Raw genomic sequence first — 24,540 nt, forward strand, 5'->3', positions numbered from 1 at the left:
GGTAGACATTCTTACACTTTATGAGAAATTATCGCTTGATTGAAATTGGGCTCTTGTTATTTGGCTAAAAAACGCTAAAAAGCATTTTTGAGATTTCACTCTTCCATTTGAACGATACTCATTATTTCTTTGACCACATTCACATCTTCTAGCGTGCTTAAATCTTGAGTGATAGGCTCTTTTTTGGCGATAGATTTTAAAAGCCTTCTCATGATTTTCCCGCTTCTGGTTTTAGGCAAACCTGGCACATACATGACATTGTCTAATTTAGCGATCTTTCCAATCTCAATGGATAAGATATGGTTCATTTCTTTTAACAATTCTAAACTCTCGCCAAGATTGCATTTAGCCCCATCGCACAGCACCACAAACGCAAACAAGCCCTCTCCTTTAATCGTATCAGGGATACCCACTACCGCGCATTCAACCACCATTTCATGTTTAGAAATAGCGCTCTCCACTTCAGCCGTGCCAATCCTATGCCCACTCACATTCACAATATCATCTGTGCGCCCAATAATAGTGATGTATCCGTTTTCATCCACGATAGCGCCATCTCCAGAGAGGTAGACATATTCCCCATTCAACTTGATCTGAGAAAAATAGCTATCAATGTATCGTTTTTCATCGCCCCAAATGTTTCTTACCATAGAAGGCCATGGCTTAGTGATGCATAAAAACCCTTGCTCTCCGGGCTTTGTTTTGGTGCCGTCTTCGTTTAAAACTTCTGCATGGATTCCAGGCAAAGGTAAAGTTGCACAGCTGGCCCTTATAGGCGTAGCTCCCGGTAAAGGGCTGATGATATGCCCGCCTGTTTCTGTTTGCCACCAAGTATCCACGATACTGCATTTTGAATTGCCGATTTTTTCATAAAACCATTTCCATGCCGTAGGGTTAATGGGCTCTCCCACCGTTCCTAAAACTTTGAGTGAGTCTAAATTATACTTTAAGGGTTCGTTTTCGCCTTTAGCATGCAGCATTCTTATAGCGGTGGGGGAAGTGTAGAATTTATCCACGCGGTATTCTTCTATCATCCTCCACCATCTCCCATAATCCGGATAAGACATCGTGCCTTCTAGTATCAAAGTCGTCGCCCCGCAAGCTAAAGGCCCATAAACCACATAAGTGTGCCCTGTGATCCAGCCAATATCGGCGGTGCACCAAAAATTATCGTTATCTCTAATATCAAAAACCCATTCCATCGTCATTTGCGCCCATAACAAATACCCCGCACTGCTGTGTTGAACGCCTTTAGGCTTTCCGGTTGATCCGCTTGTATAGAGCAAGAATAAAGGATCTTCAGAGTCCATCATTTCAGGTTCGCATTTATCGGATTGGTAATTGACCATTTCATTATAGACAAAATCGCGCCCTCTCACATAATCAATCTCTCTGGCGTTTCGTATCACAATGAGCGCTTTTTCCACGCTAGGGCAGGCGTTATTTTCTAGAGCCTTGTCAAGGGCTGGCTTGAGCATGTAGGGTTTGCCTTTTCTAAAAGTCCCATCCGCTGTGATAACTAATTTAGCTTGAGCGTCGTTGATCCTATCCCTTAAGGCTTCAGGGCTAAACCCAGCAAAAACGATGCTATGGATCGCTCCAATCCTAGCACATGCGAGCATCATATAAACGCTTTCTACAATCATGGGCATATAGATAATGACTCTGTCGCCTTTTTTGACATTGAATTCGTTTTTTAAAAGGTTGGCTGTTTTATTGACTTCAGAATGGAGTTTTCTGTAAGTGATGACATTATAATCCCCCATTTCCCCTTCAAAAATGATCGCCACTTTATTTTTTTTGTCTTTTAAATGCCTGTCTATGCAATTGTAAGAAACATTGATTTTGCCGTTTTCAAACCATTTGAAAAAAGGGGCGTTATCGTTGTTTAAAACCTTATCAAAAGGTTTAAACCATGTGAGTTTTTGCTTGGCTAACTCGCCCCAAAAATGTTCATAATCTTCATTGGCTTCATGCACTAAATCTTTATATTCGCACATGTTTTTAATCCTGGCTTGCTTGGCAAACGCTCTGTTAGGGTTAAAGACTTTTGTAACGAATTCTAAATCTTCGTCTAATTGCATTATATCTCCTTTCTATGGCTTTAAGCGCATTTTTATTATTGTATCCAAACTCACACTCTTTTAAAGGGAGGGATACTTTTCTCTTTCTGTGGGGGTTGAGACTGATAAAAAAGGAAACAATAGCAAGATGAAACCTAAAGGGGATATTAGCGTTAATATGCTAATATAGTAGAACATTATGACTACAAAAAGGGTGGTATGCTGATCTCCATAGCGTTTTTATTGGTTTTATGTCTTTTGAATTATAGTTCTTTTAGGATGTTGAAATCGTTTTTAACCTTAAAGAAAATCTCTCAATACGCTTATTTAGGGTTTTTTATCCTTTTGAGCATGGGCGAGGCGGCTTTTGTTTTTTATAGAAATGCTATGCCTAGCCATTTGTTTGTTTTGACTTCGGCGTGTTCGTTTGTATCTTTTATTGTTTTTATCCTTTCTTTAAGTTTTTACGGGTTTTCCTACTCCATAGAAAAAATAGATTTTTTGCATTCAAGGCGTAAAAGTTTAAAAAACTTTTTAAAATTGGGGTTTTATCTGGCGTTATTAGGGTATTTTTGGCGTGGGTTTTATGAAGGGTTGGCCCGCCCTAAAATCAAAGAAACCCCTATTTATTTGGATAAGCTGGATAAAGAATTAAAGATTATTTTACTCACAGACATGCATGTGGGGAGTTTGTTGCAAAAAGATTTTGTTGATTACATTGTAGAAGAAGTCAATCAAAAAGAAGTGGATATGGTGCTGATTGGGGGGGATTTAGTGGATGAAAGCATTGAAAAAGTCAAATCTTTTTTACTGCCCTTAAACAACCTTAAAAGCACGCATGGCACTTTTTATGTGCCAGGAAATCATGAGTATTATCATGGCATAGAGCCGATTTTATCGTTTCTTGACACGCTTAATTTGACGATTTTAGGGAATGAGTGCGTGCATTTAGGGGGGATCAATTTGTGCGGTGTGTATGATTATTTCGCACGAAAGCGTCAAAATTTTGCCCCTGATATTGACAAAGCTTTAAAAAAGTGCAATGAGAGTAAGCCCACGATCCTTTTAGCCCACCAACCTAAACAAATTAGAAGCCTCAAAGAAAGCTACTCTGTAGATTTAGTGCTTTCAGGGCATACCCATGCAGGGCAAATCTTTCCCTTTAGCCTTTTAGTCAAGTTGGCGCAAACCTATTTACATGGTTTATACAAGCACAGCCCCACCACTCAAATTTATGTGAGCAGTGGGGCAGGGTATTGGGGGATTCCTTTAAGGTTTTTAGCCCCTAGCGAGATCGCATACCTTAGGCTTTTACCTAAAAATCAAGCTTAGTCAAACAAAATCTTAAAATCGTAATCAAGCGGTTAAAAATAAGGATTAAAACAAGGAGTTAAAAAACAACCGCCAAGACAAAGGGAAAGGAGGGGGAGGTGACCCTTTAATCTTAGCGGTGCCAACCAAACCATAAGGAATGGTTGGATTTGTAATTATACAATAAAATGGTGATTTTTAGCAAATGGTTTTAAAAATTATCCATAAAAACGCTCAAAGGTATTTTTACAACCAATAACTAAGGGCTTGATTTTAATCAAGCGATAACTTTTATTAATATTTTCTTAAACTAATTTAAAATTATGATATAATCAGTGCTTGAATTACTCTTAAGCAGGAGTCATACACCATGCGCGTTCTACTGATTGAAAAAAATTCTGTTTTGGGTGGAGAAATTGAAAAGGGCTTAAATGTTAAAGGCTTTATGGCTGATGTAACAGAGAGTTTAGAGGATGGGGAATATCTTATGGATATTAGGAACTATGACTTAGTTATGGTTAGCGATAAAAACGCTTTAAGTTTTGTTTCTAGAATCAAGGAAAAGCATTCTTCTATTGTTGTTTTAGTTTCTTCTGATAACCCTACAAGCGAAGAAGAAGTCCATGCGTTTGAGCAGGGTGCGGACGATTATATCGCTAAGCCTTACCGCAGCATTAAGGCTTTAGTCGCAAGGATTGAGGCTCGTTTGAGGTTTTGGGGTTCTAATGTGATTGAAATTGGGGATTTGACCATTAGCCCTGATGAAGAAAAGATTATTTACAAGGGGCGTGAAGTTGAAGTCAAAGGGAAGCCTTTTGAAGTGCTTACCCATCTTGCCAGACATAGGGATCAAATCGTCTCCAAAGAACAGCTTTTAGACGCTATTTGGGAAGAGCCTGAAATGGTTACCCCTAATGTCATTGAAGTGGCTATCAATCAAATCCGCCAAAAAATGGATAAACCCTTGGGGATTTCCACAGTTGAAACCGTAAGGCGCAGAGGCTATCGTTTTTGCTACCCCAAACCGGCGTGTGAAGAATAAATTCTTTTTGCTAAAAATAGATTAAAATGAGGGTGTGAAGCGGGTAAAGTCAAATATTTTAATAGCGATAATAGAGACACTCATGTCATGTTGGTGTTTAGCTAGGAGCATGATCATTTCATCTGCGATTGATAAGGTGTTTTGGTTAAAAAAACACTCAAATAAATTCGTATCAATTCATGGAGTTAAATATCTATCAAAATACAAACTTTGGCTCTGTTTTCATTGGATATTGAAAAAGTCTTATTTTTGTGGGATTTTTATGGGATACAAGAAAAATACACAAAGAAAACGCTAGCTAAACCCTAGCTTGCACTAAAATTTTAGTATAGTGGCGTTGTGAGAACCATTAAAACTATGATTGCTAATAATAATTTCATAGTTAGTCATCTCCTTTTTAAGATAGCCGCCCACTATTACCCCAAACCCTAACATGCTCCAAATACCCGCAACAAAAAAACAATAAAATAGAGAGATAACTTAAAATGATTATTTGCGTTGGTGTGATGATAATTTAAAAAACCTAAAAATACTAAAAAAGCGTTTTTTACAATCAAATGATTAAAAGAACTTGATTTTAATCAAGCGATGGATTTTTAAGTGCTCTTTTGGGGTTAGGGGGGTTAGTTAGAGATTTGTAGGGGGAGAATTATTTTAAAACACTCCTTATCCCTTAAAAAATGAGTTTTTGCCATAAAACGACGGAATGAAAATTTTTAAACCTTATCAAAAAGAGCTTTTAAACTCTTTTTAGCTTTTGTTAGCTTGTTACAAACAGCTTATTTTTAAGCGTTGTTGAAGATTTCTTCAATTTGTTCTTTAATGTCCCTATAATTGAAACTCTCCCTAAAGCCATCAATCTTGCCTCCGCTCGCATTCCTATGCCCGCCCCCATTAAAACACATTTGACTGAGTTCACACACATCGCAATTCCCATTCGCTCTTAAGCTCACATTCCCTTTAGCGTTCACATCTATATAAAAATCAAAATCCGGATTTTGCGTTAAAAAAAGGTTAGCCAACACGCTAATACCCCCCATAGAATAACTTAAAAACCCTTTTTTATCCTGGTAATAAACGCTGCAATCATGCTTTTTTAAAGAGAGCAAATGCGTTTGTGCGTTTGAAGAGATATTGTCCATCGTTTCTGTATCAGGGTCGCCCCCTAAAGCGATTTTTTTGAGTTTGAACAAATCGTTATCATAGGCTACAGGGGCATTTTCTAAAAACAAATAGTTTTTAACTTCTTCTAAAAGCTTTAATTTATAATCGCGGTTTTCATCATCAAACATGAAACGATTCAATTCAGAGCTTTGGTTAATCATGCGCATGCACACCTTGCCTAATTCAAAGCCATAACCTTGCGTGTCCCAAATATCCACAGAATTGACCATTTCCACCAAAGGCTCTAGCCATGTTGTGTTTTTTGGCTCTAAAAGAGCGTAATGCTTTTTCAAAAATTCATACACGATTTTAGTCGCGCAACGGTTCGTGTCTAAAAAATACCAATGGAAACTCTCAGCCACTTCTTTACCACTAATATGGTGATCCAAAAGCTGGATTTGAATGTCTTTATTTTGCAAGCGGTGTTCTTGGATCTTATCTTGCAAATACTCTGCTTCATTTAAATTCAAATTCAAATCGCTAATCAAAATAAGGAATTCACTCTCTTTAGATTGAGCGATTGCGTTTAGAATTTCATAAATTCTCGCTGAGACTTCACGCCCATAGTTGGCGTTATAGCATTGGATATTTTTAAAAAATTGTTTTGAAACAAGCTGGCATGCATAGCCGTCTAAATCAATGTGTGAAAGGTGATAAACTTGCATCATTCTTCTTTTTTATTTTAATAAATTAAATTAAAAGTTAATGTGGATCGTGCCTAAAGCTTCAAAATTAGAGTTAGGATCTAATTCCGCATGGCTTAGCACGACCACATCAATCCTGGCCTGCTCCATTTGATTAGAAAGGGCTTTTCTTAAATTAGGCTCTACAATCAAAATCACCGGAGCGATCCCTTTTTGCAAGACTTTCATGGCCTCTTCAGAGACCCCTTCAATGAGTTTTTGCAATTCGCTCACATTGAGTAGCAAGCTCTTAGAAGTGCCATTTTCTCGCAATTTATTAAGCAAAAATTGTTCGCTATCGGTAGAAAAGGTTAAAAATTTCAAACGCCCGTCTTCAGATTTAAAAGCGTTAGTGATCACCCTAGAAAGTCTCGCCCTCACTTGTTCGGTTAAGATATTCACATCGTTTTGAACCAATGGGGCAATATCGGTAATCGTTTCTAAAATAGTGAGCATGTCTTTAATGGGGATTTTTTCATGCAACAAGGCTTGCAAGACTGAGCGGATCGCACCGGTGGGGATTTTTTTACTCTCTTCTACAATCGTAGGATAGTCTTTAGCCAAGCGCTCTAAAAGGGATTTCACTTCATCTTTAGTGATAAAATCTTCAGCGTATTTTTTCACTAATTCGCTGGTGTGTGTCGCAATAACGGTGCTTGGATCAATAATAGTATAGCCTTGAATAATGGCTTCTTCTTTATTTTTAGTTTCAATCCATAAAGCGTCCATTCCAAAAGCCGGCTCTTTAGTAGGAATGCCTTCAATTTCTTTATTCACAAAACCGGTATTCATGGCTAAAAACTTATCCGGCATCACCATGCCCTCACCAATCACAATGCCTTTAAGCTTGATTTCATAATGCGTTGGGGGGAGTTGTAAATTATCCCTAATCCGGATTTGAGGCATCAAAAAACCATAATCGCTCGCTATCTTTTTTCTAATACCCCTAATCCTTTCTAACAAATCGCCCCCTTGTTTCATGTCCGCAAGACTGATGAGCTGATAGCCTAAAGCCAATTCTAAAAATTCAATTTTTAACACTTCATCAATCGCTTGTTCTTCTTCTCTTTTAAGCTCTTCTTGGGTTTTAGCCCTTGTGGTGGGGGTGTGGGGTTTGATTTTGGAGCTGTGGGGTTTTTCGCTCAAATCCAAGCCAAATTTTTGACTCAAATAATTTTCTAATTTAGTGAGCAGTCCGTCCTTTCCCTCCCTGCTAATCAGCCATGCGATGAATAAAAAGAGAGCCCCTACAAACGCTAAAGAAAAGGTAGGGAGTCCAGGAATGGTGGCAAAAAGCAATAAAATCGCCCCCACAATCACTAAAGTTTTGCTTTTATTCGTGAGCTGTGTGATGAGTTTAGAAGCGAAGTCTTCTTCTTCGTTTTGCGTGGTGCGAGTGGCGACAATACCGGTCGCTGTCGCAATGATTAAAGCAGGGATTTGCCCCACAAGCCCATCGCCAATGGTTAGGATAGTGAAAGTGCTAGCGCTAAAGCTCAAGCTCATATCCCTTTGAAACACGCCCACTAAAAACCCTCCAATGATATTGATAAGCGTGATAATGATAGAAGCGATCGCATCGCCTTTGACGAATTTAGACGCGCCATCCATCGCGCCATAAAAATCCGCTTCTTGGCTTAATGCGGCGCGTCGTTTTTTAGCTTCCTTATCATCAATCAGCCCTGAATTCAAGTCTGCATCAATCGCCATTTGCTTTCCTGGCATAGCGTCTAGGGCAAATCTCGCCCTCACTTCAGTAACCCTAGTAGAACCATTAGTTACTACCAATAAATTCACTAGCACTAAAATACTAAAAATGATAGCGCCAATCACATAATTCCCGCTCACGCTAAATTCCCCAAACGCCGTGATAATATCGCTCACCGCACTAGGCCCTTTATAGCCTTGGGTTAAAATCATTCTAGTGGTGGCGACATTTAAAGCCAAGCGGTACAAGGTTACAATGAGGAGCAAAGTAGGAAAAGCACTAAAATCAGTAGGCTTGTCAATGTAAAGCCCAATTAAAATGATTAGCACCGATAGCGCGATAGAAATCGTGAGTAAAAAGTCCAACACAAAAGGCGGTAACGGCACGATAATGATCGCTAAAATAGCTATCACAAAGACCACAAGGGCTAAGTCTTTGGATTGCAAGAAGCGTTTAAAGACAGGGAAAGTCTTTTTGAAAGCTAATTTGGAGCGTTCGTTTGCCATAATCTAAAATCAATGCCTTATTTGGTAAGTGTGTTTGTCTTTTAGACTTATTATAGTATAAAGTTTAAAAGGATTTGCACAAAAAACTCATTTTACGCTATAATCAACTCTTTTAAATTTAACATACCAATTAGGAGGTCGTTATGGCTTTGAATCTGGAGAAAAAACAAGAAATCATTAAAGCGTTTGCCACTAAAGAAAACGATACCGGTTCTTGTGAAGTGCAAGTAGCGTTACTGAATGAAAGGATCAAGCTTTTAACCGAGCATTTAAAAGCTAACCCTAAAGATCATTCCAGTCGTTTAGGGCTTTTGAAATTAGTCGCTCAAAGACGCAATTTGTTAAAATACATCAAACGCACCGATCATGCGCGTTATGTGGTTTTGATTGAAAAGCTAGGCATTAAAGACAGATAGTTTCTATCGCTTTTAGGGGATTTTAAATCATGGCGATTTTGTGTTGAAAGAGCGTTTGAAAGCCTTTTTCAGTGCGGACTCTGTTTTCACTTTAATTTTTGCTCTTTTTTTTCTCACTTCGTTTAAAAAACCTTTAACTCAAGTCCTGTTGATTGTTTTAATGGTTTTTTTGTTTTTTAGGTGTTATTTCCAAGCGTCTTTGAAAGAAACCTTTAGAATCAATCATTTAAAAACCATGCCTTTTAAATGGCTCACTCTGGCTTTTTTAGGCGTGTTTTTAAGCATCTTCCCTAACATGTTTAACATGTATGATAGCCAAACCTTCCGCTACAATTTATTCGCTCTAAACATGTCTTTAACTTATGCTTGCGGGGCGTTATGCTTGCTTTTTTCTAGCTGTTTAAGAATCAAATTGAATCAAAAAATCCTTTTTTATAGCATGGCTGTTGCAAATTTCATCAACGGCTTGCTTTCATTGGTGCAAAAAATTTATTTTAACATGCCCAGAGCGCAAGGGTTTAGCACGGTTAAGGAGTATGTGGTTTTAGTGAGCGTGTCCATTTTAGGCTGTTACATTTATGCGCTTTATTCGCAAAGTCAAAAAGAGAAACTTTTTTTCACGCTTTCTGTTTTTGTGGGGTTTTTAGTCGTTATTTTAAGCGCCACAAGGAGCGCGACAATCGCTTTTGTAGCTACTTTTTTAATCCTTTCTTGCTTTATTTTATACGCCAAAAAATCGCTCAAACCATTGGGTTATATGGTGGTTGTGAGTCTTATTTTGAGCGCTTTGTATGTGGGGAGTAACGCTTTAGAAAAAAGGGGGGCAATAGAGCAATCTAGGGTTCAAAACCAAACCTTTGAAGAAGATTTAAAACGCTACGCTAAAAAGGACGCTGATAGCAGCATTGGGTGGCGTTTGGAGCGCTGGAAAGAAGCCTTAACGGTTTTGCGTTTAAGGCCCTTTTTTGGTATGGCCGCTAGCGAGAAATGCCAGAGATTAGAAGAGATTTTGTTTCTATCGCAGTCTTATAGAGCCAAAGATTTGATTCTTTGTTATGAAAGATACGACAATCAAATCATTCATGTTCTAGCCACTAGGGGGATCATAGGCTTTTTGATCTGGCTATTTTTTTTATTAGTTATTGTAAAGATTTTTTGGAGCGGGATCAAGCAAAACTCTTTAATATCGTTTTTTATATTAACGACACTCACTTTTTACCTCATTTTTGGCATCGGGTTTGACCCCTTTGATTTCTTCATTACGGGAAGTTTTTTTGTAGGAATGGTCATGATGGCTGTTTTTGTAAAAAAGGATAAAAGCGCTTTTTAGCATCAAAGGGTTTGATGTTAGTCAAGCGGTAGTTTCTTGTGGTGCGTTCTTAGGGGGATTTAAGGGGTAAGATAAAAACTTATGCTATAATGTGGTTTCATTCCATATTCAACAAGGAGAAATAAATTAATGAAAATTTTAGTGATTCAAGGGCCTAATTTAAACATGTTAGGACACAGAGACCCAAGACTTTATGGCATGGTAACCTTAGACCAAATCCATGAAATCATGCAAACTTTCGTGAAACAAGGCAATTTAGATGTGGAATTAGAGTTTTTTCAAACCAATTTTGAGGGCGAAATCATTGACAAAATCCAAGAGAGCGTGGGCAGCGATTATGAAGGGATTATCATTAACCCAGGAGCGTTTTCGCACACTTCTATTGCGATTGCGGATGCGATCATGCTAGCGGGCAAACCCGTTATTGAAGTGCATCTCACTAACATTCAAGCCAGAGAAGAATTCAGGAAAAATTCTTACACTGGAGCGGCTTGTGGAGGCGTGATCATGGGATTTGGCCCGCTTGGCTACAACATGGCTTTAATGGCGATGGTCAATATTTTAGCCGAAATGAAAGCGTTCCAAGAAGCCCAAAAAAACAACCCTAATAACCCCATTAACAATCAAAAATAAAAGGGGGCTACCCATGAAAGGATTAGAAAGAGACTCCCATTTCACGCTCAATGAGAACGCGATGTTTTTTGAATGCACTTATAGTTGCGATAACGCTTTGTTTTTGCAATTAGACGATCGCTCGTTTTTTATCACTGATTCTCGCTACACTCAAGAAGCTAGAGAAAGCATTCAGCCTAAAAATGGCGTTTTAGCGGAAGTGGTAGAATCCAGCGATTTAGTGCAAAGCACGATTGATTTGATCGCAAAGAGTTCGGTTAAAAAGCTCTTTTTTGACCCCAATCAAGTGAATTTACAAACCTATAAGCGTTTGGATTCAGCGGTTGGGAATAAGGTTATTTTAGAGGGCGTGCCTAGTTACCACCGCCAAAAACGCATCATTAAAAACGATCATGAGATCCAACTCCTCAAAAAATCTCAAGCGTTGAATGTTGAAGCTTTTGAAAATTTTGCTGAGTATGTGAAAAAGATTTTTGATGAAAAAGAATCCTTGAGCGAGCGGTATTTGCAGCATAAGGTTAAGGACTTTTTGACTAAAGAGGGGGTTTATGATCTGAGTTTTGAGCCTATTTTAGCCTTGAATGCGAACGCGAGCAAACCCCATGCTTTGCCTAGCGCGAAGGATTTTTTAAAAGCGGAGCATAGCATTCTTTTGGATATGGGGATCAAATACGAACGCTATTGCTCAGATAGGACTCGCACGGCTTTTTTTGACCCTAAAGATTTTGTCTTCAAAAGAGAGCAGAGTTTCAAGGATAAAGAGCGTCAAAAGATTTATGACATTGTGAAAGAAGCGCAAGAAAAGGCTATTTCAGGCATTAGAGCGGGCATGACCGGTAAAGAAGCGGACAGCTTGGCTAGGGGGGTGATTAGCGATTATGGTTATGGGCAGTATTTCACTCACAGCACCGGGCATGGCATTGGCTTAGACATTCATGAGCTTCCCTATATTTCATCGCGCAGTGGAACCATTTTAGAAGAGGGCATGGTGTTTTCTGTAGAGCCTGGGATTTATATCCCTGGATTTTTTGGGGTACGCATTGAAGATTTAGTGGTGATCAAAAATTCTAGGGCTGAGCTTTTGTGATGCGAGAGATCCTTACTAGCCGCTTTTTCCCTAGCCTTTTTAAAAAAAGGCTTGATTTTTCTAACAGGGTGGTTTTAGGGTTGGGATCTAATCTTAAAAGCCCTTTAAAAATATTAAAAAATTGTTTTTTATATTTTAAAAATCATAGTAAAATCGGGAAAATTTTTTCTTCGCCCATTTATATCAATCCGCCCTTTGGTTACACTAATCAACCCAACTTTTATAACGCTACGATCATTCTTAAAACATCTTTAAGTTTGCGCCATTTTTTTGCTCTGGTTTTTTATATAGAAAGGCGTTTTGGGCGCCAAAGGAAGCGCGATTTTAAAGACGCTCCAAGAACTTTGGATATTGATATTATCGCTTTCAACCAAGTCATTTTAAGGCAGAACGATTTGACTTTACCTCATCCTAAATGGAGTGAAAGGGATTCGGTGTTAGTGCCTTTAACTTTGCAACAAATGCTTTTTAAAAAAGGGGAGTGGTGAAATTCTATACCTATAGTGGGGAGACGGCCGCTGAAGCTTTAAAGATCGCTCAAAGCCACCATGGGGTGGATACGCTGGTGTTTAAAACCCAAGAAATCCGTAAAAAAACGCTCACTTCTTCTGGGCTTTATGAAATCGTTGTGGCGGTTGAAGAAGAGAGCGAAAACAAGCCCCCTAAAGCCCCCCTTATTCCAGAAAGTTTGTATGATGAAGAATTGAATGAAGAAGATGTGGTCATGCAGCTTTCAAGCACTGTAGAAGAAATGCGCAAACTCGCCGGGGTTTCATCTAATCAGCGCAACTATAGTTTTTCAAAAAATAAGACCCTTTTAGAAAAAGACGCCCCGTTAGAGGATGCGCCTTTAGAGGCTAATAAGCAGGACGCTTTATTGCAAGCCTTAAAAGATGAAGCCAACCATAAAAAAGAAAGAGAAAAAAGAGAAGTCAAACAAGAAGAAGAGATTAAAGACATCAATTTGCAATTAAGTAAAATCAGAGACAGCCTGAAACTCATTCAAAACATGTTTTGGGATGAGAAAAACCCCAATTCTGTCAATATCCCCCAAGAATTTGCAGAAATTTACAAACTGGCCAAACAAAGCGGGATGAAATCCAGCCATTTAGATGAAATCATGCAATTGAGCCTGGAATTGATGCCTTTACGCATGCGGGAAAATTCCGTAACGATCAAGCGTTATTTTAGAGAAGTGTTGCGCAAAATGATTTTGTGCCGCCCTGAAGATTTGAATTTGAGGCAAAAACGCATCTTAATGCTTGTAGGACCAACAGGCGTGGGGAAAACGACGACTCTAGCCAAATTAGCCGCACGCTATTCTAGAATGCTAGCGAAAAAATACAAAGTGGGCATTATCACTTTAGACAATTATCGCATTGGGGCTTTGGAGCAATTAAGCTGGTATGCTAATAAAATGAAAATGAGTATAGAAGCGGTGATTGACGCTAAGGATTTTGCTAAAGAAATTGAAGCTTTGGAATACTGCGATTTTATTTTAGTGGATACGACAGGGCATTCGCAATACGATAAAGAAAAAATTGCCGGTTTGAAGGAATTTATAGATGGGGGTTATAATATTGATGTGTCCTTAGTGCTTTCGGTTACCACTAAGTATGAAGACATGAAAGATATTTATGATTCTTTTGGGGTGTTAGGGATTGACACTTTAATCTTTACGAAATTGGATGAGAGTAGGGGGTTAGGGAATTTGTTTTCTTTAGTGCATGAAAGCCAAAAACCTATCAGCTATCTTTCTGTCGGCCAAGAAGTGCCTATGGATTTGAAAGTGGCTACTAATGAGTATTTAGTGGATTGCATGCTAGATGGCTTTAGTAACCCTAATAAGGAACAAGCATGAACAATCAAGCGAGCCGCTTAGATAATTTGATGAATATTAAAAACCCTAAAAGTTTTTTTGATAATAAGGGGAATACCAAATTCATCGCTATCACAAGCGGTAAGGGAGGCGTGGGGAAATCCAATATTAGCGCTAATTTAGCTTACTCTTTATACAAGAAAGGTTATAAGGTAGGGGTGTTTGATGCGGATATTGGTTTAGCGAATTTAGATGTGATTTTTGGGGTGAAAACCCATAAAAATATCTTGCACGCCTTAAAAGGTGAAGCTAAATTGCAAGAAATCATTTGCGAGATTGAACCCGGGCTTTGCTTAATTCCCGGGGATAGCGGTGAAGAAATTTTAAAATACATTAGCGGCGCGGAAGCTTTAGATCAATTCGTGGATGAAGAGGGGGTTTTAAGCTCTTTGGATTATATTGTGATTGATACAGGCGCTGGGATTGGAGCTACTACACAAGCGTTTTTGAATGCGAGCGATTGCGTGGTGATTGTTACCACACCCGATCCTTCAGCGATTACGGATGCGTATGCATGCATTAAAATCAACTCCAAAAATAAAGATGAATTGTTTCTTATCGCTAACATGGTAGCCCAACCTAAAGAGGGCAGGGCGACTTATGAAAGGCTGTTTAAAGTGGCTAAAAACAATATCGCTTCATTAGAATTGCATTACTTAGGGGCGATTGAAAACAGCTCCTTATTGAAACGCTATGTGAGGGAACGAAAGATTTTAAGAAAAATAGCCCCTAACGATTTGTTTTCGCAATCCATTGATCAGATAGCGGGTCTTTTGGTTTCTAAATTAGAAACCGGCGCTTTAGAAATACCAAAAGAAGGTTTGAAAAGCTTTTTCAAAAGGCTTTTGAAGTATTTGGGGTAGACTGATGAGAGTTCAAAATTTTATCCATTTTTCTGTTGTGGTAGGGTTTTTTTTAGGGTTAGTGTTTTCGGTGTTGAAATTCAATGAGCCAGAGAGCATTTTATTATGGACGGTGTTATCCACGCTTGGGGGATACTTGATCGCGTTGTTGTTTGCGTCTATTTTTATCGCTTGCACGGATTTAGATATTTGTCTTTTTGATAAAAAAGGCACTGAAGAGAGTTTGCTCCGTTTCAACCATGAGTTTAAAAACAGAGAAAAAGAAGTGGCTAGTATTTTAAATTACATTAGAAATTATGATTTTGATGATGGAAAATAGAATGCCCAAAGAAATTCAAAAAACTGAAGCGAGCGAAAAAAATATAGAAAAGGTTTTGAACGCCTATGACAAGCAACAACACCACCATCAAGACGCACTCGCTATCCAGTATTTACCAGCCGTGCGCGCTATGGCGTTTCGTTTAAAAGAGCGCTTGCCCAGCTCTATTGATTTTAACGATCTGGTTTCTATTGGCACTGAAGAATTGATTAAATTAGCCAGGCGTTATGAGAGCGCGTTAAACGATTCTTTTTGGGGGTATGCTAAAACTCGTGTCAATGGGGCGATGTTAGATTATTTGCGTTCTTTAGATGTGATTTCTCGCTCTAATAGGAAACTCATTAAAAGCATTGATATTGAAATCACCAAACACCTTAATGAGCATGGGAAAGAGCCTAGCGATGCGTATCTAGCGGAAGTTTTAGGCGAGAATATTGAAAAGATTAGAGAAGCCAAAACGGCCTCAGATATTTATGCGTTAGTGCCAATAGATGAGCAATTCAATGCGATTGAGCAAGATGAAATCACTCAAAAGATTGAAGCAGAAGAGCTGTTAGAGCATGTCCAAAAAGCGCTAAATCAAATGAGCGAACGAGAGCAAATCCTTATCCAGCTTTATTACTTTGAAGAGTTGAATTTGAGCGAGATCAAAGAGATTTTAGGCATTACTGAATCGCGCATTTCTCAAATCATTAAAGAAGTGATTAAAAAGGTGCGTAAATCCTTAGGAGTGGATCATGGCTGATATTTTAAGCCAAGAAGAAATTGATGCACTTTTAGAAGTTGTTGATGAGAATGTGGATATTCAAAATGTCCAAAAAAAGGATATTATCCCGCAACGCAGCGTAACCCTCTATGATTTCAAGCGCCCTAATCGTGTGAGTAAGGAGCAATTGCGTTCTTTTAGGAGTATCCATGATAAAATGGCTAGGAATCTTTCCAGTCAAATTTCTTCTATCATGCGTTCTATTGTAGAGATTCAGCTCCACAGCGTGGATCAAATGACTTATGGCGAATTTTTGATGAGTTTGCCTAGCCCTACGAGTTTTAATGTCTTTTCCATGAAGCCTATGGGAGGAACGGGGGTTTTAGAGATTAATCCTAGCATCGCTTTCCCTATGATTGACAGACTATTAGGGGGTAAGGGGAGCGCGTATGATCAAAACAGGGAGTTTAGCGATATTGAATTGAATTTATTGGATACGATTTTACGCCAGGTGATGCAAATTTTAAAAGAAGTGTGGTCGCCCGTGGTGGAGATGTATCCTACCATTGACGCTAAAGAATCCAGTGCGAATGTGGTCCAAATCGTCGCTCAAAATGAAATTTCTATCATGGTGGTTTTAGAGATTATTATCGGGCATAGCCGTGGGATGATGAATATTTGTTACCCGGTGATTTCCATTGAGAGCATTCTTTCTAAAATGGGGAGTAGGGATTTGATGCTTTCAGAGACGAACTCTAAAAAGAGCCGTAATAAGGAATTGCAAGCGTTATTGAGTGGGGTGAGCGTGGATATGATCGTGTTTTTGGGCGCGGTGGAATTGAGCTTGAAAGAAATGCTGGATTTAGATGTGGGGGATACTATCCGGTTGAATAAAGTCGCTAATGATGAAGTGAGCGTGTATGTGCATAAAAAAAAGCGTTATTTAGCGAGCGTGGGGTTTCAAGGGTATAGGAAAACCATTCAAATTAAAGAAGTGATCTATAGCGAAAAAGAGCGCACTAAAGAAATTTTAGAAATGCTAGAAGAACAGCGCAGAGGCAAAGTGGGCGATATTATGAAAATAGAAGAAGAGTGAGAAATGCAAGATTTTATTAAGATTTTTATTCAAGAGGTTGTCTCTACTTTAGAAGGGTTAGTGGGTAAGGCTCCGAGCGTGGGATTAGAAAAAGAAATTTCTAACAATGAAGAAGCGAGTTTAATCAGCCTGCCTTATGCAAGGGTTAAGATTAGCGCGATTGAAAAAAATGAAAGTCCTATTGAATTACTGGCTCCGGTAGATTTAGTTACCGCTTTAAGCGATTTGATGCTAGGAGGTGAGGGGGCGAGTAAGGAAGAAATGGATAATGACGATTTAGACGCTTTTAAAGAAATGGCTTCTAATATTTTTGGCGCGATCGCTACGAGCTTGAAATCTCAAGAATTGCTCCCTAAACTCAATTTCACCACCACGAACGCTGAAATCGCTAAGGAGCTTCCTAAAAAAGAAGATTACGCTAAGGCGATGGTGTTTTCTTTTAAAATGGAAGCCATTAAAGAAAGCCAAATCGTTTTATTGATCACTTCAGCGTTTGAGGACCAATTTGAAAAAACGCATCAAGAAGAAAAAGAAGAAACGACACAGAGTGCTACTGAAGAGACTAAAACCCACGATGCGTCTTTAGAAAACATAGAAATCCGCAATATCAGCATGCTTTTGGATGTGAAATTGAACGTTAAGGTGCGTATCGGTCAAAAAAAGATGATTTTAAAAGATGTGGTTTCTATGGATATAGGGAGCGTGGTGGAGTTGGATCAATTGGTGAATGACCCTTTGGAAATTCTTGTAGATGATAAGGTGATCGCTAAGGGCGAAGTGGTGATCGTGGATGGGAATTTTGGCATTCAAATCACGGATATTGGCACTAAAAAAGAACGCTTAGAGCAACTGAAAAATTAAACCATTTTAGAGTAAAAAAGGAAGGATTATGGCTATTTTTGGGGAATTAAGCTCTCTTGGGCATTTGTTTAAAAAAACGCAAGAATTAGAAATTTTGCATGAGTATTTAAAAGAGGTCATGCAAAAGGGTAGTAAAGCGAATCAAAGGGTTTTAAATCTCGCTACTAATACAGAATTTCAAGTGCCTTTAGGGCATGGCATTTTTAGCATAGAGCAGAGTTATTGTTTAGAACATGTTAAAGAAAGCGAGAGAGGTTTTTTTGAAAGCCACAAACAATATGTGGATTTCCAGCTGATTGTCAAAGGCGTTGAGGGGGCTAAAGTGGTGGGTATCAATCAAGCCACCATTAAAACCCCTTATGATGAAAAAAGAGATTTGATCGTTTATGAGCCGGTTAGTGAAGCTTCTTTTTTGCGTTTGGATGCGGGCATGCTGGCTATTTTTTTTGAAAACGATGCACATGCGTTGAGGTTTTATGGAGAGTCTTTTGAAAAATATAGGGAAGAGCCGATTTTTAAAGCGGTCGTTAAAGCGCCTAAAGGATTGATCAAATTAAAATTATGAAATTGGTGAGTCTTGTTATAGTTTTTTGTTGTTTTTTAGGGGCTGTAGAGTTGCCTGGAATTTATCAAACTCAGGAATTTTTATACATGAAAAGCTCTTTTGTGGAGTTTTTTGAGCATAATGGGAAGTTCTATGCTTATGGTATTTCTGATGTGGATGGCTCTAAAGCCAAAAAAGACAAACTCAATCCTAACCCAAAGCTAAGGAATCGCAGCGATAAAGGCGTGGTGTTTTTAAGCGATTTGATTAAGGTTGGAAAACGATCTTATAAAGGCGGTAAAGCGTATAATTTTTATGACGGCAAGACTTACTATGTGAGAGTCACTCAAAGTTCAAACGGGGATTTAGAATTCACTTCAAGCTATGATAAATGGGGGTATGTCGGCAAAACTTTCACTTGGAAACGCTTGAGCGATGAAGAAATCAAAAATCTAAAACTCAAGCGTTTTGACTTGAATGAAGTCCTTAAGACTATTAAAGATAGCCCTATCTAAGATTCTCCTTTAAAATTTTTTAACATTCACTCTCTTGGCATTCTTTACACCACACAAACATTTTCATGTCATGGCTGATCAGCTTGGCTTGATATTTTTTAACGACTTCATTCTGGCGGTTTTCAATTTCAGGGTCTGCAAATTCAATGATCTTACCGCAATGCAAACAAATGATGTGATCGTGGTGTTCTTTAGCCGCAATTTCATAACGCCGGCCGCTTTTTGAAGTCTCTAAAACACAGATAAAATTTTCTTTTTCTAAGAAATTCAAAATGCGATAGACTGAAGAAATGCTGGTGTTTTTGTCCTTTTGGCGGATAGAATGCGTGATTTCTTCAGGGCTTAGGTGTGTGCCGCTGCGATACAAAACGCTCACCACTTCTTCTCTCTGTTTTGAATTTTTGAGTCCGTTTTTTTTGATAGACATTCTCAAGCGCTCTAAAATGGATTCCAAAGTTTCTAATCTTTTCATGCTGATATTTCCCTTATCCGTAAAATGATTTTTATAACTAGAATATTATTATACAATAATAATGCGATGAAACATAGATAAAACTCATTATTATTTTAATTTAATCAAAAAATATTGATTTTTTATTACTATTGTCGCATTTTAATGTAACTTATAAGATCAATTTCTTATTTTATCAAGCCATTCTAAAAGGGTTTTTTCAAACCCTATGCCTTGAGAAGAAACCAGATTTAGGGGTTTTTCCAAATAATCTTGTTTGACATAGCCGTTATAATCATGCGGGTAAAGGTAGTCTTTAGCGTTAGGTAGCAGGTGTTTAGGAATAGGGTAGAGTAAGCCTTTTTGAACGCAATCTAAGGCCTGATTGATCGCTCTATAAGCCGTGTTAGACTTGGGCGAACAAGCCAGATAAATCACGCACTGGCTTAAAATAATGCGCGCTTCAGGGTAGCCGATTTGTTTGACTGAAAACAAGCAAGAAGCGGCTAAATTAAGGGCGTTTGGGTTAGCGTTACCAATATCTTCGCTCGCAAAAATCACCAGCCTTCTGGCGATAAATTCCGGGTTTTCCCCGCCAGCAATCAAGCGCGCCAGATAATAAATGGAGGCGTTTTCATCGCTCCCTCTTAAAGACTTGATTAACGCGCTAGTGAGGTTATAATGCGTATCATCGCTATAAGATCCGTCATTTAGGCTATGGGGCCGTAAGGATTTGAGCGTTTTTAAAGTGATAGGATTTTCTATTTTAGCGCTCAAATCTAAGAGGTTTAATAACGCTCTGGCATCGCCAGCGCTGTTATTCAAAAGATAAGTTTTAGCGCCAGGCTCTATTTGTTTTTTTAACAATGTTAAAGCCTTATCGCAAAGCCTGTCTAAATCGCTCTTATTTAAGGGGGTTAATTCAAAAGTAAAACTTCTTGATCGGATCGCATGGCTTAGGCTGTAATTAGGATCTTGCGTGCTAGCCCCTAAGATTAAAGCGTGATCTTTTTCCATAATGGGGAGTAAAAATTCTTGTTGGGTTTTATTCAATCTGTGGGTTTCATCAATAAAAACAACGGGTTTTAAAAGGGTGTTTTGGTAATTTTTAAGCTTAAGGCGTAAATCCTCCAATTTGAAATCCGTCGCATTAAACAAAAGGATGGGGCGTTCTAGGGAGCGAGCGATGATTTGAGCCAGGCTTGTTTTACCCACGCCAGGAGGGCCATAGAAAAAGGCATGGGGGAAGTGTTTGGATTGTAGGGCTTTAAATAAGGGGGCGTCTTTCCCTATTAAATGCTCTTGGCCTAAAAAATCTTCTAGGCTTGTGGGGTTTAAAAGCGAAGTCAGGCTCATTTTTTAAATAAAATCAATTCGTAAAAATTCGTAGGGGTGTTTAAATTTTTCGTTGGGGTTTTGGTGTTTTTAGAGTGTTTTTGCAGAGCGTCTTGCAATTCTTTATTGAGATTGTCTAATTCATCAAGCTTTTCTTTTAAGCGCAAGATAATATCCACGCCCGCTAGATTAACCCCCATATCCCTTGTAAGGCGTAAAATCGTTTTGATTTTGTCCATGTCTCGTTGGGAATACAAGCGCATTTTCCCATCAGTCCTGCTAGGCTCTATCAAACCCTCTTTTTCATATTGGCGCAAGGTTTGAGGGTGCACGCCTAAGATTTTAGCCACGACGCTGATCAAATAAAGCGGTTCATCATAATCGCACACGATTCCTCCTTACAATTCTTTTTCTAATAACGCTTTTAACTCATTAGAAAGCGTTTCCGTTTTAGGCAAGATCAAACGAGCTTGCAAATACAAATCCCCCACATGCGAAGTTTTTCTGTTTTTAATCCCTTTGTCTTTGATGCGGAATTTTTGCATCGCTTTGGTGTTAGGGGGAATGGTTAGGGTTAAGGTTTTATGCCAAGTAGCGATTTCAATTTTCCCTCCAAAAAGAGCCGTTTTTAAGGGTAAATCAAAGATTTGGGTAATATCGTCTTTCTCGCGCCTATAAATTTCATCTTCTTCAATATGGATCTCTAAGAGCAAATCGCCCCTACCCGTTCGCCCCGTTTTCCCCTTGTTGCGAACCCTGATTTTTTCGCCCTCTTCCACGCCGATAGGGATTTTAAGGCTAAAAGTCTCATTATTGATGCTCACTTGTTTTTTATTGCCTAAAAGGGTGTCTAAAACAGAGACATTTAAAGTGGCGGTCAAATCTAAATTTTCAGGGGCGAAATTGGAAAAATTAAAGCCAGAAAAGCCTTGCGAGTTTTGAGAAAATCTTTGTGAAAAGCCTCCTCTCCCAAAAATAGAGCTTAAAATATCGTCTAAATCTTCACTAGGACCACGGCTTCGGGCAAAATCGCTGAAATTCTGCCCCCCAAACATGTTATCGCCAAACTGATCGTATTGGCGGCGTTTTTCTTCATCGCTCAAAATTTCATAAGCGGCGTTGATTTCTTTGAATTTCTCTTCGGCTTCTTTGGTTTTATTCAAATCCGGATGGTATTGCCTAGCTAAACGGCGGTAGGATTTTTTGATTTCATCTTGGCTGGCGTTTTCGCTCACATTTAAAGTTTGGTATAAACTCTTACTCATGAATCACCTTTAAAATAGTTTTATTAGAATACTATCATAAATCTTTAGTGTTAGTCAATCAAGTTTATTGATAATGTTTAGTGGTCATTGAGATTTTAAACCCGTTTCAGTGCAATTAAAAGGAATTTTCATTAAAATACTAGGTTTAAATCCACGATGAGTTTTTAATGCAATATAAGAAAAATAAGAAAAGATATTATTATTTAGCGTTAGGGATCCTTTTTTTAAATGGTCTGTCTTTGAAAGCTTTAGAAATTGCAGTCAAACCTTTTGGCTATCTGGGGCTATTGTATAATCAAGGGGCGCAAAAAAACCCTCACAGCTATGTGGGGGCTTTAGCGCGTCTTGGGGTGGATTTTTCTTATAGCAATGGGTGGTCCTTTGGTATTGGAGCGATTGGGGCTTGGAATATTTATAACAAACAGCGTTTGGCTAACCTTTACATCAGTCTAGGGAATTTTTTTGGTAGTTCTAAAAATGTTAAACCTTATTTGAGCGCTGGCGATGTTTCTGATGCGTATCTTCAATACGCTAACCAGCGTTTTAAAATCGCTTTAGGGCGTTTCAATACCGATTTTGTGGATTTTGATTGGATAGGGGGCAATATTCAAGGGGTCTCTGTGGCTTTCAAGCAAAATTCCATGCGTTATTTTGGGATTTTTATGGATAGCATGCTTTATAATGGGCATCAGATCAATAAAGAGCAAGGGAATCGAATCGCTACTTCCCTAAACGCTCTAGCGTCTTATGATCCTGTGTCTAAACGCTTGTATGTAGGGGGGGAAGTGTTTGTTTTGGGCGCAGAATACAGGCATGAAAATCTTAAAGTGGTTCCTTTTATTTTAACGGACACCCGCTTGCCTTTGCCCACTCAAAACGTTTTAGTGCAAGTGGGGGGTAAGTTGGAGTATGACGCTTCTTTAGCTAAGGGTTTCACTTCGCGCACTCTAGTGCATGGCATGTATCAATACGGCAACACTGATAGTGCCACCAACGCTAAAAATGCCGGTTTGTTTTTGATCGATCAAACTTTTAAATACCAAATTTTTAATTTTGGAACGGGTTTTTATATCGTTCCGGCAAGGAACAATAAGGGCTATCTATGGACTTTTAATGACAGGACTAAATTCTATGGCCGTGGGATCAATGCACCCGGCGTGCCAGCGATTTATTTTGCTAACTCTAGCATTTCAGGCTATGTTTTTTTAGGGCTTAAGACTAAAAGGGTGCGTTTAGACGCGATGGTGGCTTTTGGGGATTATCAAGAATATTCTTTAATGAGCAGCTTTAGGGTTTGGACTTATAGGAGTTTGTCTTTTGATATGGGTGGGGGGTATGTGTATGCTTATAATTCTAAAGCCACGAGAAAAAGCCTTGGAGATAGTTCTTTTGTCTTTTTTGGGAAGTTTTTGTTTTAAAAAAATGCCATTTTTGCAATCAATAGCAAAGGGCTTGCCAAAAGTAAGCGATAAAGTAAGCGATAATTTCTTCTTTTTAAAAATCAATATTAAAAGAAGTTTTTGTTTTAAGAAATTCTTTTAAAATCAGGTCTTTGGGGTTTTTTAGGGAAAAAAGTTTTTTTAAACTCAGGTTCCCATAGTTTGATCACGCCATGGTGGGTCATCTGGTGCATATTGACTAAACGCATGTTTAATAGAGCCTTTTCTTTGGCTTCGCTATCGCTCAAATCTTCTTTAATTTTGAATGCTTGAATGATTTGCTCCCACAATTCATGCTCTTTAGCGTCTTCGTTTAAAAAATCTTTATAGTTGAAGCCGCCAATCCCTTTGACCCCCTTAATATTATCCCCCTTATCCCCCACAACGCACTGGTAATAAGCAAAAAAATGAGCCTCTTTTTGACTCACATTAAAAAAAGCGTTGGTTTTCAAGTTGAAATGAGAACCTCTATTGGAATATAAAATATCCTTATCCATGCTGGCTATCACATAATTGTTGGGGTCTTTCTTTTTATAAAAAGAGATAATATCATCGGCTTCATATTCAAAACAATGTTCGCCCTGGATTTTAGCCCCTTTTTTTAGGGGGTATTTTTCCACGATGGCGATTTTTAGGGTTCTTAGAAGGGCTTTAAAATCTTCATCAAATTGGTGGCGTTTTTGTTTGTAATGATCGCACAGCTGGTAGCGGAAACTCTCTCTGCCCCTAGTGATAAAAAAAAGCGTTTTAGAGCAACGGGTCTTGCGCATGATAGATAAAATTTGAGTGGTGAGAAAAATAACGCCCACTTCTTGCAAGCTATAAGCAACGAATCTTTTAGGGAGCGTTTTATTAGAGAGCAAACGCCTAACAATATTAGGGATAACGCAATCAATGTCTAGTAAAAGAGTTCTTGAATGCATGAATCTTGTTTTGTTAAACGCTTGTCTAATGGTTAATCCTTAAGTTGAATTTCTCTTTTCAAAAGTTAAACTATTATAGTAAATATATAGCAAATAATAAGTTATTTTAAGGCTCTATTTGTAAAAAGTGTTGATTTGTTCATATTATCTGTTTTTATACAAAGGAATTTTGATGGGTAACCTTGAAGAAATACTGCGAGAATCTTGCGATTTTAAAATGATTTCTTGATTGTCTTTGTCTAATAGCTTTTCTAAAATGTATAGGGCTTCATTTTGAGTGATTGGCACAAATCCACTATTATAATGGTTGTAATTGACCCTATTAATTTTTTGATTCTCGTTGTCTATTTGGGCAAAAATTTCAATATCTCCATCTAATCTTATATCAATCAATTTGTATC

At 38.4% G+C, this 24,540-nt stretch carries 25 protein-coding genes; 16 read left to right on the forward strand and 9 right to left on the reverse strand.

Annotation, left to right across the window (positions count from 1 at the left end):
- Positions 1-95: 95 nt before the first annotated feature.
- Positions 96-2,084, reverse strand: coding sequence for an acetate--CoA ligase (gene acs, locus QT76_RS02895; RefSeq protein WP_033616514.1), 1,989 nt, complete (start codon positions 2,082-2,084; stop codon positions 96-98).
- Positions 2,085-2,282: 198 nt separating this feature from the next.
- Between acs and QT76_RS02900 the strand changes: the two genes are divergently transcribed.
- Together QT76_RS02900 and hsrA are read left to right on the forward strand one after the other, a co-directional pair.
- Complete coding sequence (locus tag QT76_RS02900; protein WP_033616515.1) at positions 2,283-3,395, forward strand: metallophosphoesterase; 1,113 nt, start codon at positions 2,283-2,285, stop codon at positions 3,393-3,395.
- A gap of 349 nt (positions 3,396-3,744) precedes the next feature.
- Entirely contained in the window at positions 3,745-4,416 is a 672-nt protein-coding gene (hsrA, locus tag QT76_RS02905) for a response regulator-like transcription factor HsrA (RefSeq protein WP_001264984.1), read from the forward strand.
- 785 nt (positions 4,417-5,201) lie between these two features.
- Here the strand turns inward: hsrA and QT76_RS02910 are convergent.
- Both QT76_RS02910 and flhA read right to left on the reverse strand, forming a co-directional pair.
- Complete coding sequence (locus QT76_RS02910; RefSeq protein ID WP_033616516.1) at positions 5,202-6,245, reverse strand: 3',5'-cyclic-nucleotide phosphodiesterase; 1,044 nt, start codon at positions 6,243-6,245, stop codon at positions 5,202-5,204.
- Positions 6,246-6,275: 30 nt separating this feature from the next.
- A complete protein-coding gene (gene flhA / locus QT76_RS02915) occupies positions 6,276-8,477 on the reverse strand; it encodes a flagellar biosynthesis protein FlhA (protein WP_033616517.1) in 2,202 nt (733 codons plus the stop codon).
- A gap of 143 nt (positions 8,478-8,620) precedes the next feature.
- Here flhA and rpsO point away from each other — a divergent pair, with 143 nt between their 5' ends.
- The 13 genes from rpsO (at position 8,621) to QT76_RS02980 (ending at position 18,726) form a co-directional block, all read left to right on the forward strand.
- Positions 8,621-8,893, forward strand: coding sequence for a 30S ribosomal protein S15 (rpsO, locus tag QT76_RS02920; RefSeq protein ID WP_001207116.1), 273 nt, complete (start codon positions 8,621-8,623; stop codon positions 8,891-8,893).
- A gap of 40 nt (positions 8,894-8,933) precedes the next feature.
- Positions 8,934-10,223, forward strand: coding sequence for an O-antigen ligase family protein (locus QT76_RS02925; RefSeq protein WP_033616518.1), 1,290 nt, complete (start codon positions 8,934-8,936; stop codon positions 10,221-10,223).
- A 129-nt stretch (positions 10,224-10,352) separates the two neighbouring features.
- On the forward strand, positions 10,353-10,856 hold the full coding sequence (gene aroQ, locus QT76_RS02930; protein ID WP_000699284.1) for a type II 3-dehydroquinate dehydratase: 504 nt from the start codon (positions 10,353-10,355) through the stop codon (positions 10,854-10,856).
- A gap of 13 nt (positions 10,857-10,869) precedes the next feature.
- On the forward strand, positions 10,870-11,943 hold the full coding sequence (locus tag QT76_RS02935; protein WP_033616519.1) for an aminopeptidase: 1,074 nt from the start codon (positions 10,870-10,872) through the stop codon (positions 11,941-11,943).
- Positions 11,943-12,431, forward strand: coding sequence for a 2-amino-4-hydroxy-6-hydroxymethyldihydropteridine diphosphokinase (gene folK / locus QT76_RS02940; RefSeq protein ID WP_033616520.1), 489 nt, complete (start codon positions 11,943-11,945; stop codon positions 12,429-12,431). The genes QT76_RS02935 and folK overlap by 1 nt, the downstream gene beginning before the upstream one ends.
- Positions 12,428-13,804, forward strand: a complete 1,377-nt coding sequence (flhF, locus tag QT76_RS02945) for a flagellar biosynthesis protein FlhF (protein ID WP_001991968.1) — start codon at positions 12,428-12,430, stop codon at positions 13,802-13,804. The genes folK and flhF overlap by 4 nt, the downstream gene beginning before the upstream one ends.
- Complete coding sequence (ylxH, locus tag QT76_RS02950) at positions 13,801-14,685, forward strand: flagellum site-determining protein YlxH (protein WP_001064459.1); 885 nt, start codon at positions 13,801-13,803, stop codon at positions 14,683-14,685. Before flhF ends, ylxH begins: the two co-directional genes overlap by 4 nt.
- A 4-nt stretch (positions 14,686-14,689) precedes the next feature.
- Positions 14,690-15,004 (forward strand): hypothetical protein, encoded by a 315-nt coding sequence (locus tag QT76_RS02955; RefSeq protein WP_001265943.1) that lies wholly within the window; start codon positions 14,690-14,692, stop codon positions 15,002-15,004.
- Positions 14,982-15,749, forward strand: a complete 768-nt coding sequence (locus QT76_RS02960; protein ID WP_033616521.1) for an RNA polymerase sigma factor FliA — start codon at positions 14,982-14,984, stop codon at positions 15,747-15,749. The genes QT76_RS02955 and QT76_RS02960 overlap by 23 nt, the downstream gene beginning before the upstream one ends.
- Entirely contained in the window at positions 15,742-16,806 is a 1,065-nt protein-coding gene (gene fliM / locus QT76_RS02965) for a flagellar motor switch protein FliM (protein ID WP_000763568.1), read from the forward strand. The genes QT76_RS02960 and fliM overlap by 8 nt, the downstream gene beginning before the upstream one ends.
- 3 nt (positions 16,807-16,809) lie before the next feature.
- Positions 16,810-17,667 carry a flagellar motor switch protein FliY gene (gene fliY / locus QT76_RS02970; protein ID WP_033616522.1) on the forward strand — a complete coding sequence of 286 codons (858 nt, stop codon included), beginning with the start codon at positions 16,810-16,812 and terminating at the stop codon, positions 17,665-17,667.
- A 28-nt stretch (positions 17,668-17,695) separates the two neighbouring features.
- Positions 17,696-18,232 carry a YhcH/YjgK/YiaL family protein gene (locus QT76_RS02975; protein ID WP_033616523.1) on the forward strand — a complete coding sequence of 179 codons (537 nt, stop codon included), beginning with the start codon at positions 17,696-17,698 and terminating at the stop codon, positions 18,230-18,232.
- Entirely contained in the window at positions 18,229-18,726 is a 498-nt protein-coding gene (locus QT76_RS02980; RefSeq protein ID WP_033616524.1) for a DUF2147 domain-containing protein, read from the forward strand. The genes QT76_RS02975 and QT76_RS02980 overlap by 4 nt, the downstream gene beginning before the upstream one ends.
- Before the next feature lie 19 nt (positions 18,727-18,745).
- On the opposite strand, the gene fur is transcribed toward QT76_RS02980, so the two are convergent.
- The 4 genes from fur to QT76_RS03000 all read right to left on the reverse strand — a co-directional run bounded on the left by fur (position 18,746) and on the right by QT76_RS03000 (position 21,777).
- Positions 18,746-19,198: a ferric iron uptake transcriptional regulator gene (gene fur, locus QT76_RS02985; RefSeq protein WP_000824996.1), complete on the reverse strand. Its 453-nt coding sequence runs from the start codon at positions 19,196-19,198 to the stop codon at positions 18,746-18,748.
- Positions 19,199-19,357: 159 nt separating this feature from the next.
- On the reverse strand, positions 19,358-20,533 hold the full coding sequence (locus QT76_RS02990) for a replication-associated recombination protein A (protein WP_033616525.1): 1,176 nt from the start codon (positions 20,531-20,533) through the stop codon (positions 19,358-19,360).
- Complete coding sequence (locus tag QT76_RS02995; protein ID WP_000332999.1) at positions 20,530-20,901, reverse strand: heat shock protein transcriptional repressor HspR; 372 nt, start codon at positions 20,899-20,901, stop codon at positions 20,530-20,532. The genes QT76_RS02990 and QT76_RS02995 overlap by 4 nt, the downstream gene beginning before the upstream one ends.
- 9 nt (positions 20,902-20,910) lie before the next feature.
- Positions 20,911-21,777, reverse strand: coding sequence for a DnaJ family protein (locus tag QT76_RS03000; RefSeq protein ID WP_033616526.1), 867 nt, complete (start codon positions 21,775-21,777; stop codon positions 20,911-20,913).
- 167 nt (positions 21,778-21,944) lie between these two features.
- Between QT76_RS03000 and QT76_RS03005 the strand changes: the two genes are divergently transcribed.
- Positions 21,945-23,195: a hypothetical protein gene (locus QT76_RS03005; protein WP_033616527.1), complete on the forward strand. Its 1,251-nt coding sequence runs from the start codon at positions 21,945-21,947 to the stop codon at positions 23,193-23,195.
- A 107-nt stretch (positions 23,196-23,302) separates the two neighbouring features.
- On the opposite strand, the gene QT76_RS03010 is transcribed toward QT76_RS03005, so the two are convergent.
- Both QT76_RS03010 and QT76_RS08365 read right to left on the reverse strand, forming a co-directional pair.
- A complete protein-coding gene (locus QT76_RS03010; protein WP_080242459.1) occupies positions 23,303-24,139 on the reverse strand; it encodes a 5'-3' exonuclease in 837 nt (278 codons plus the stop codon).
- Positions 24,140-24,283: 144 nt separating this feature from the next.
- Positions 24,284-24,540 (reverse strand): hypothetical protein (locus tag QT76_RS08365; protein ID WP_195741865.1); only part of this gene is annotated, 257 nt, incomplete at its 5' end.

It is taken from the genome of Helicobacter pylori SA37A (assembly GCF_000476015.1).
In the GTDB taxonomy this organism is placed as follows: domain Bacteria; phylum Campylobacterota; class Campylobacteria; order Campylobacterales; family Helicobacteraceae; genus Helicobacter; species Helicobacter pylori_DB.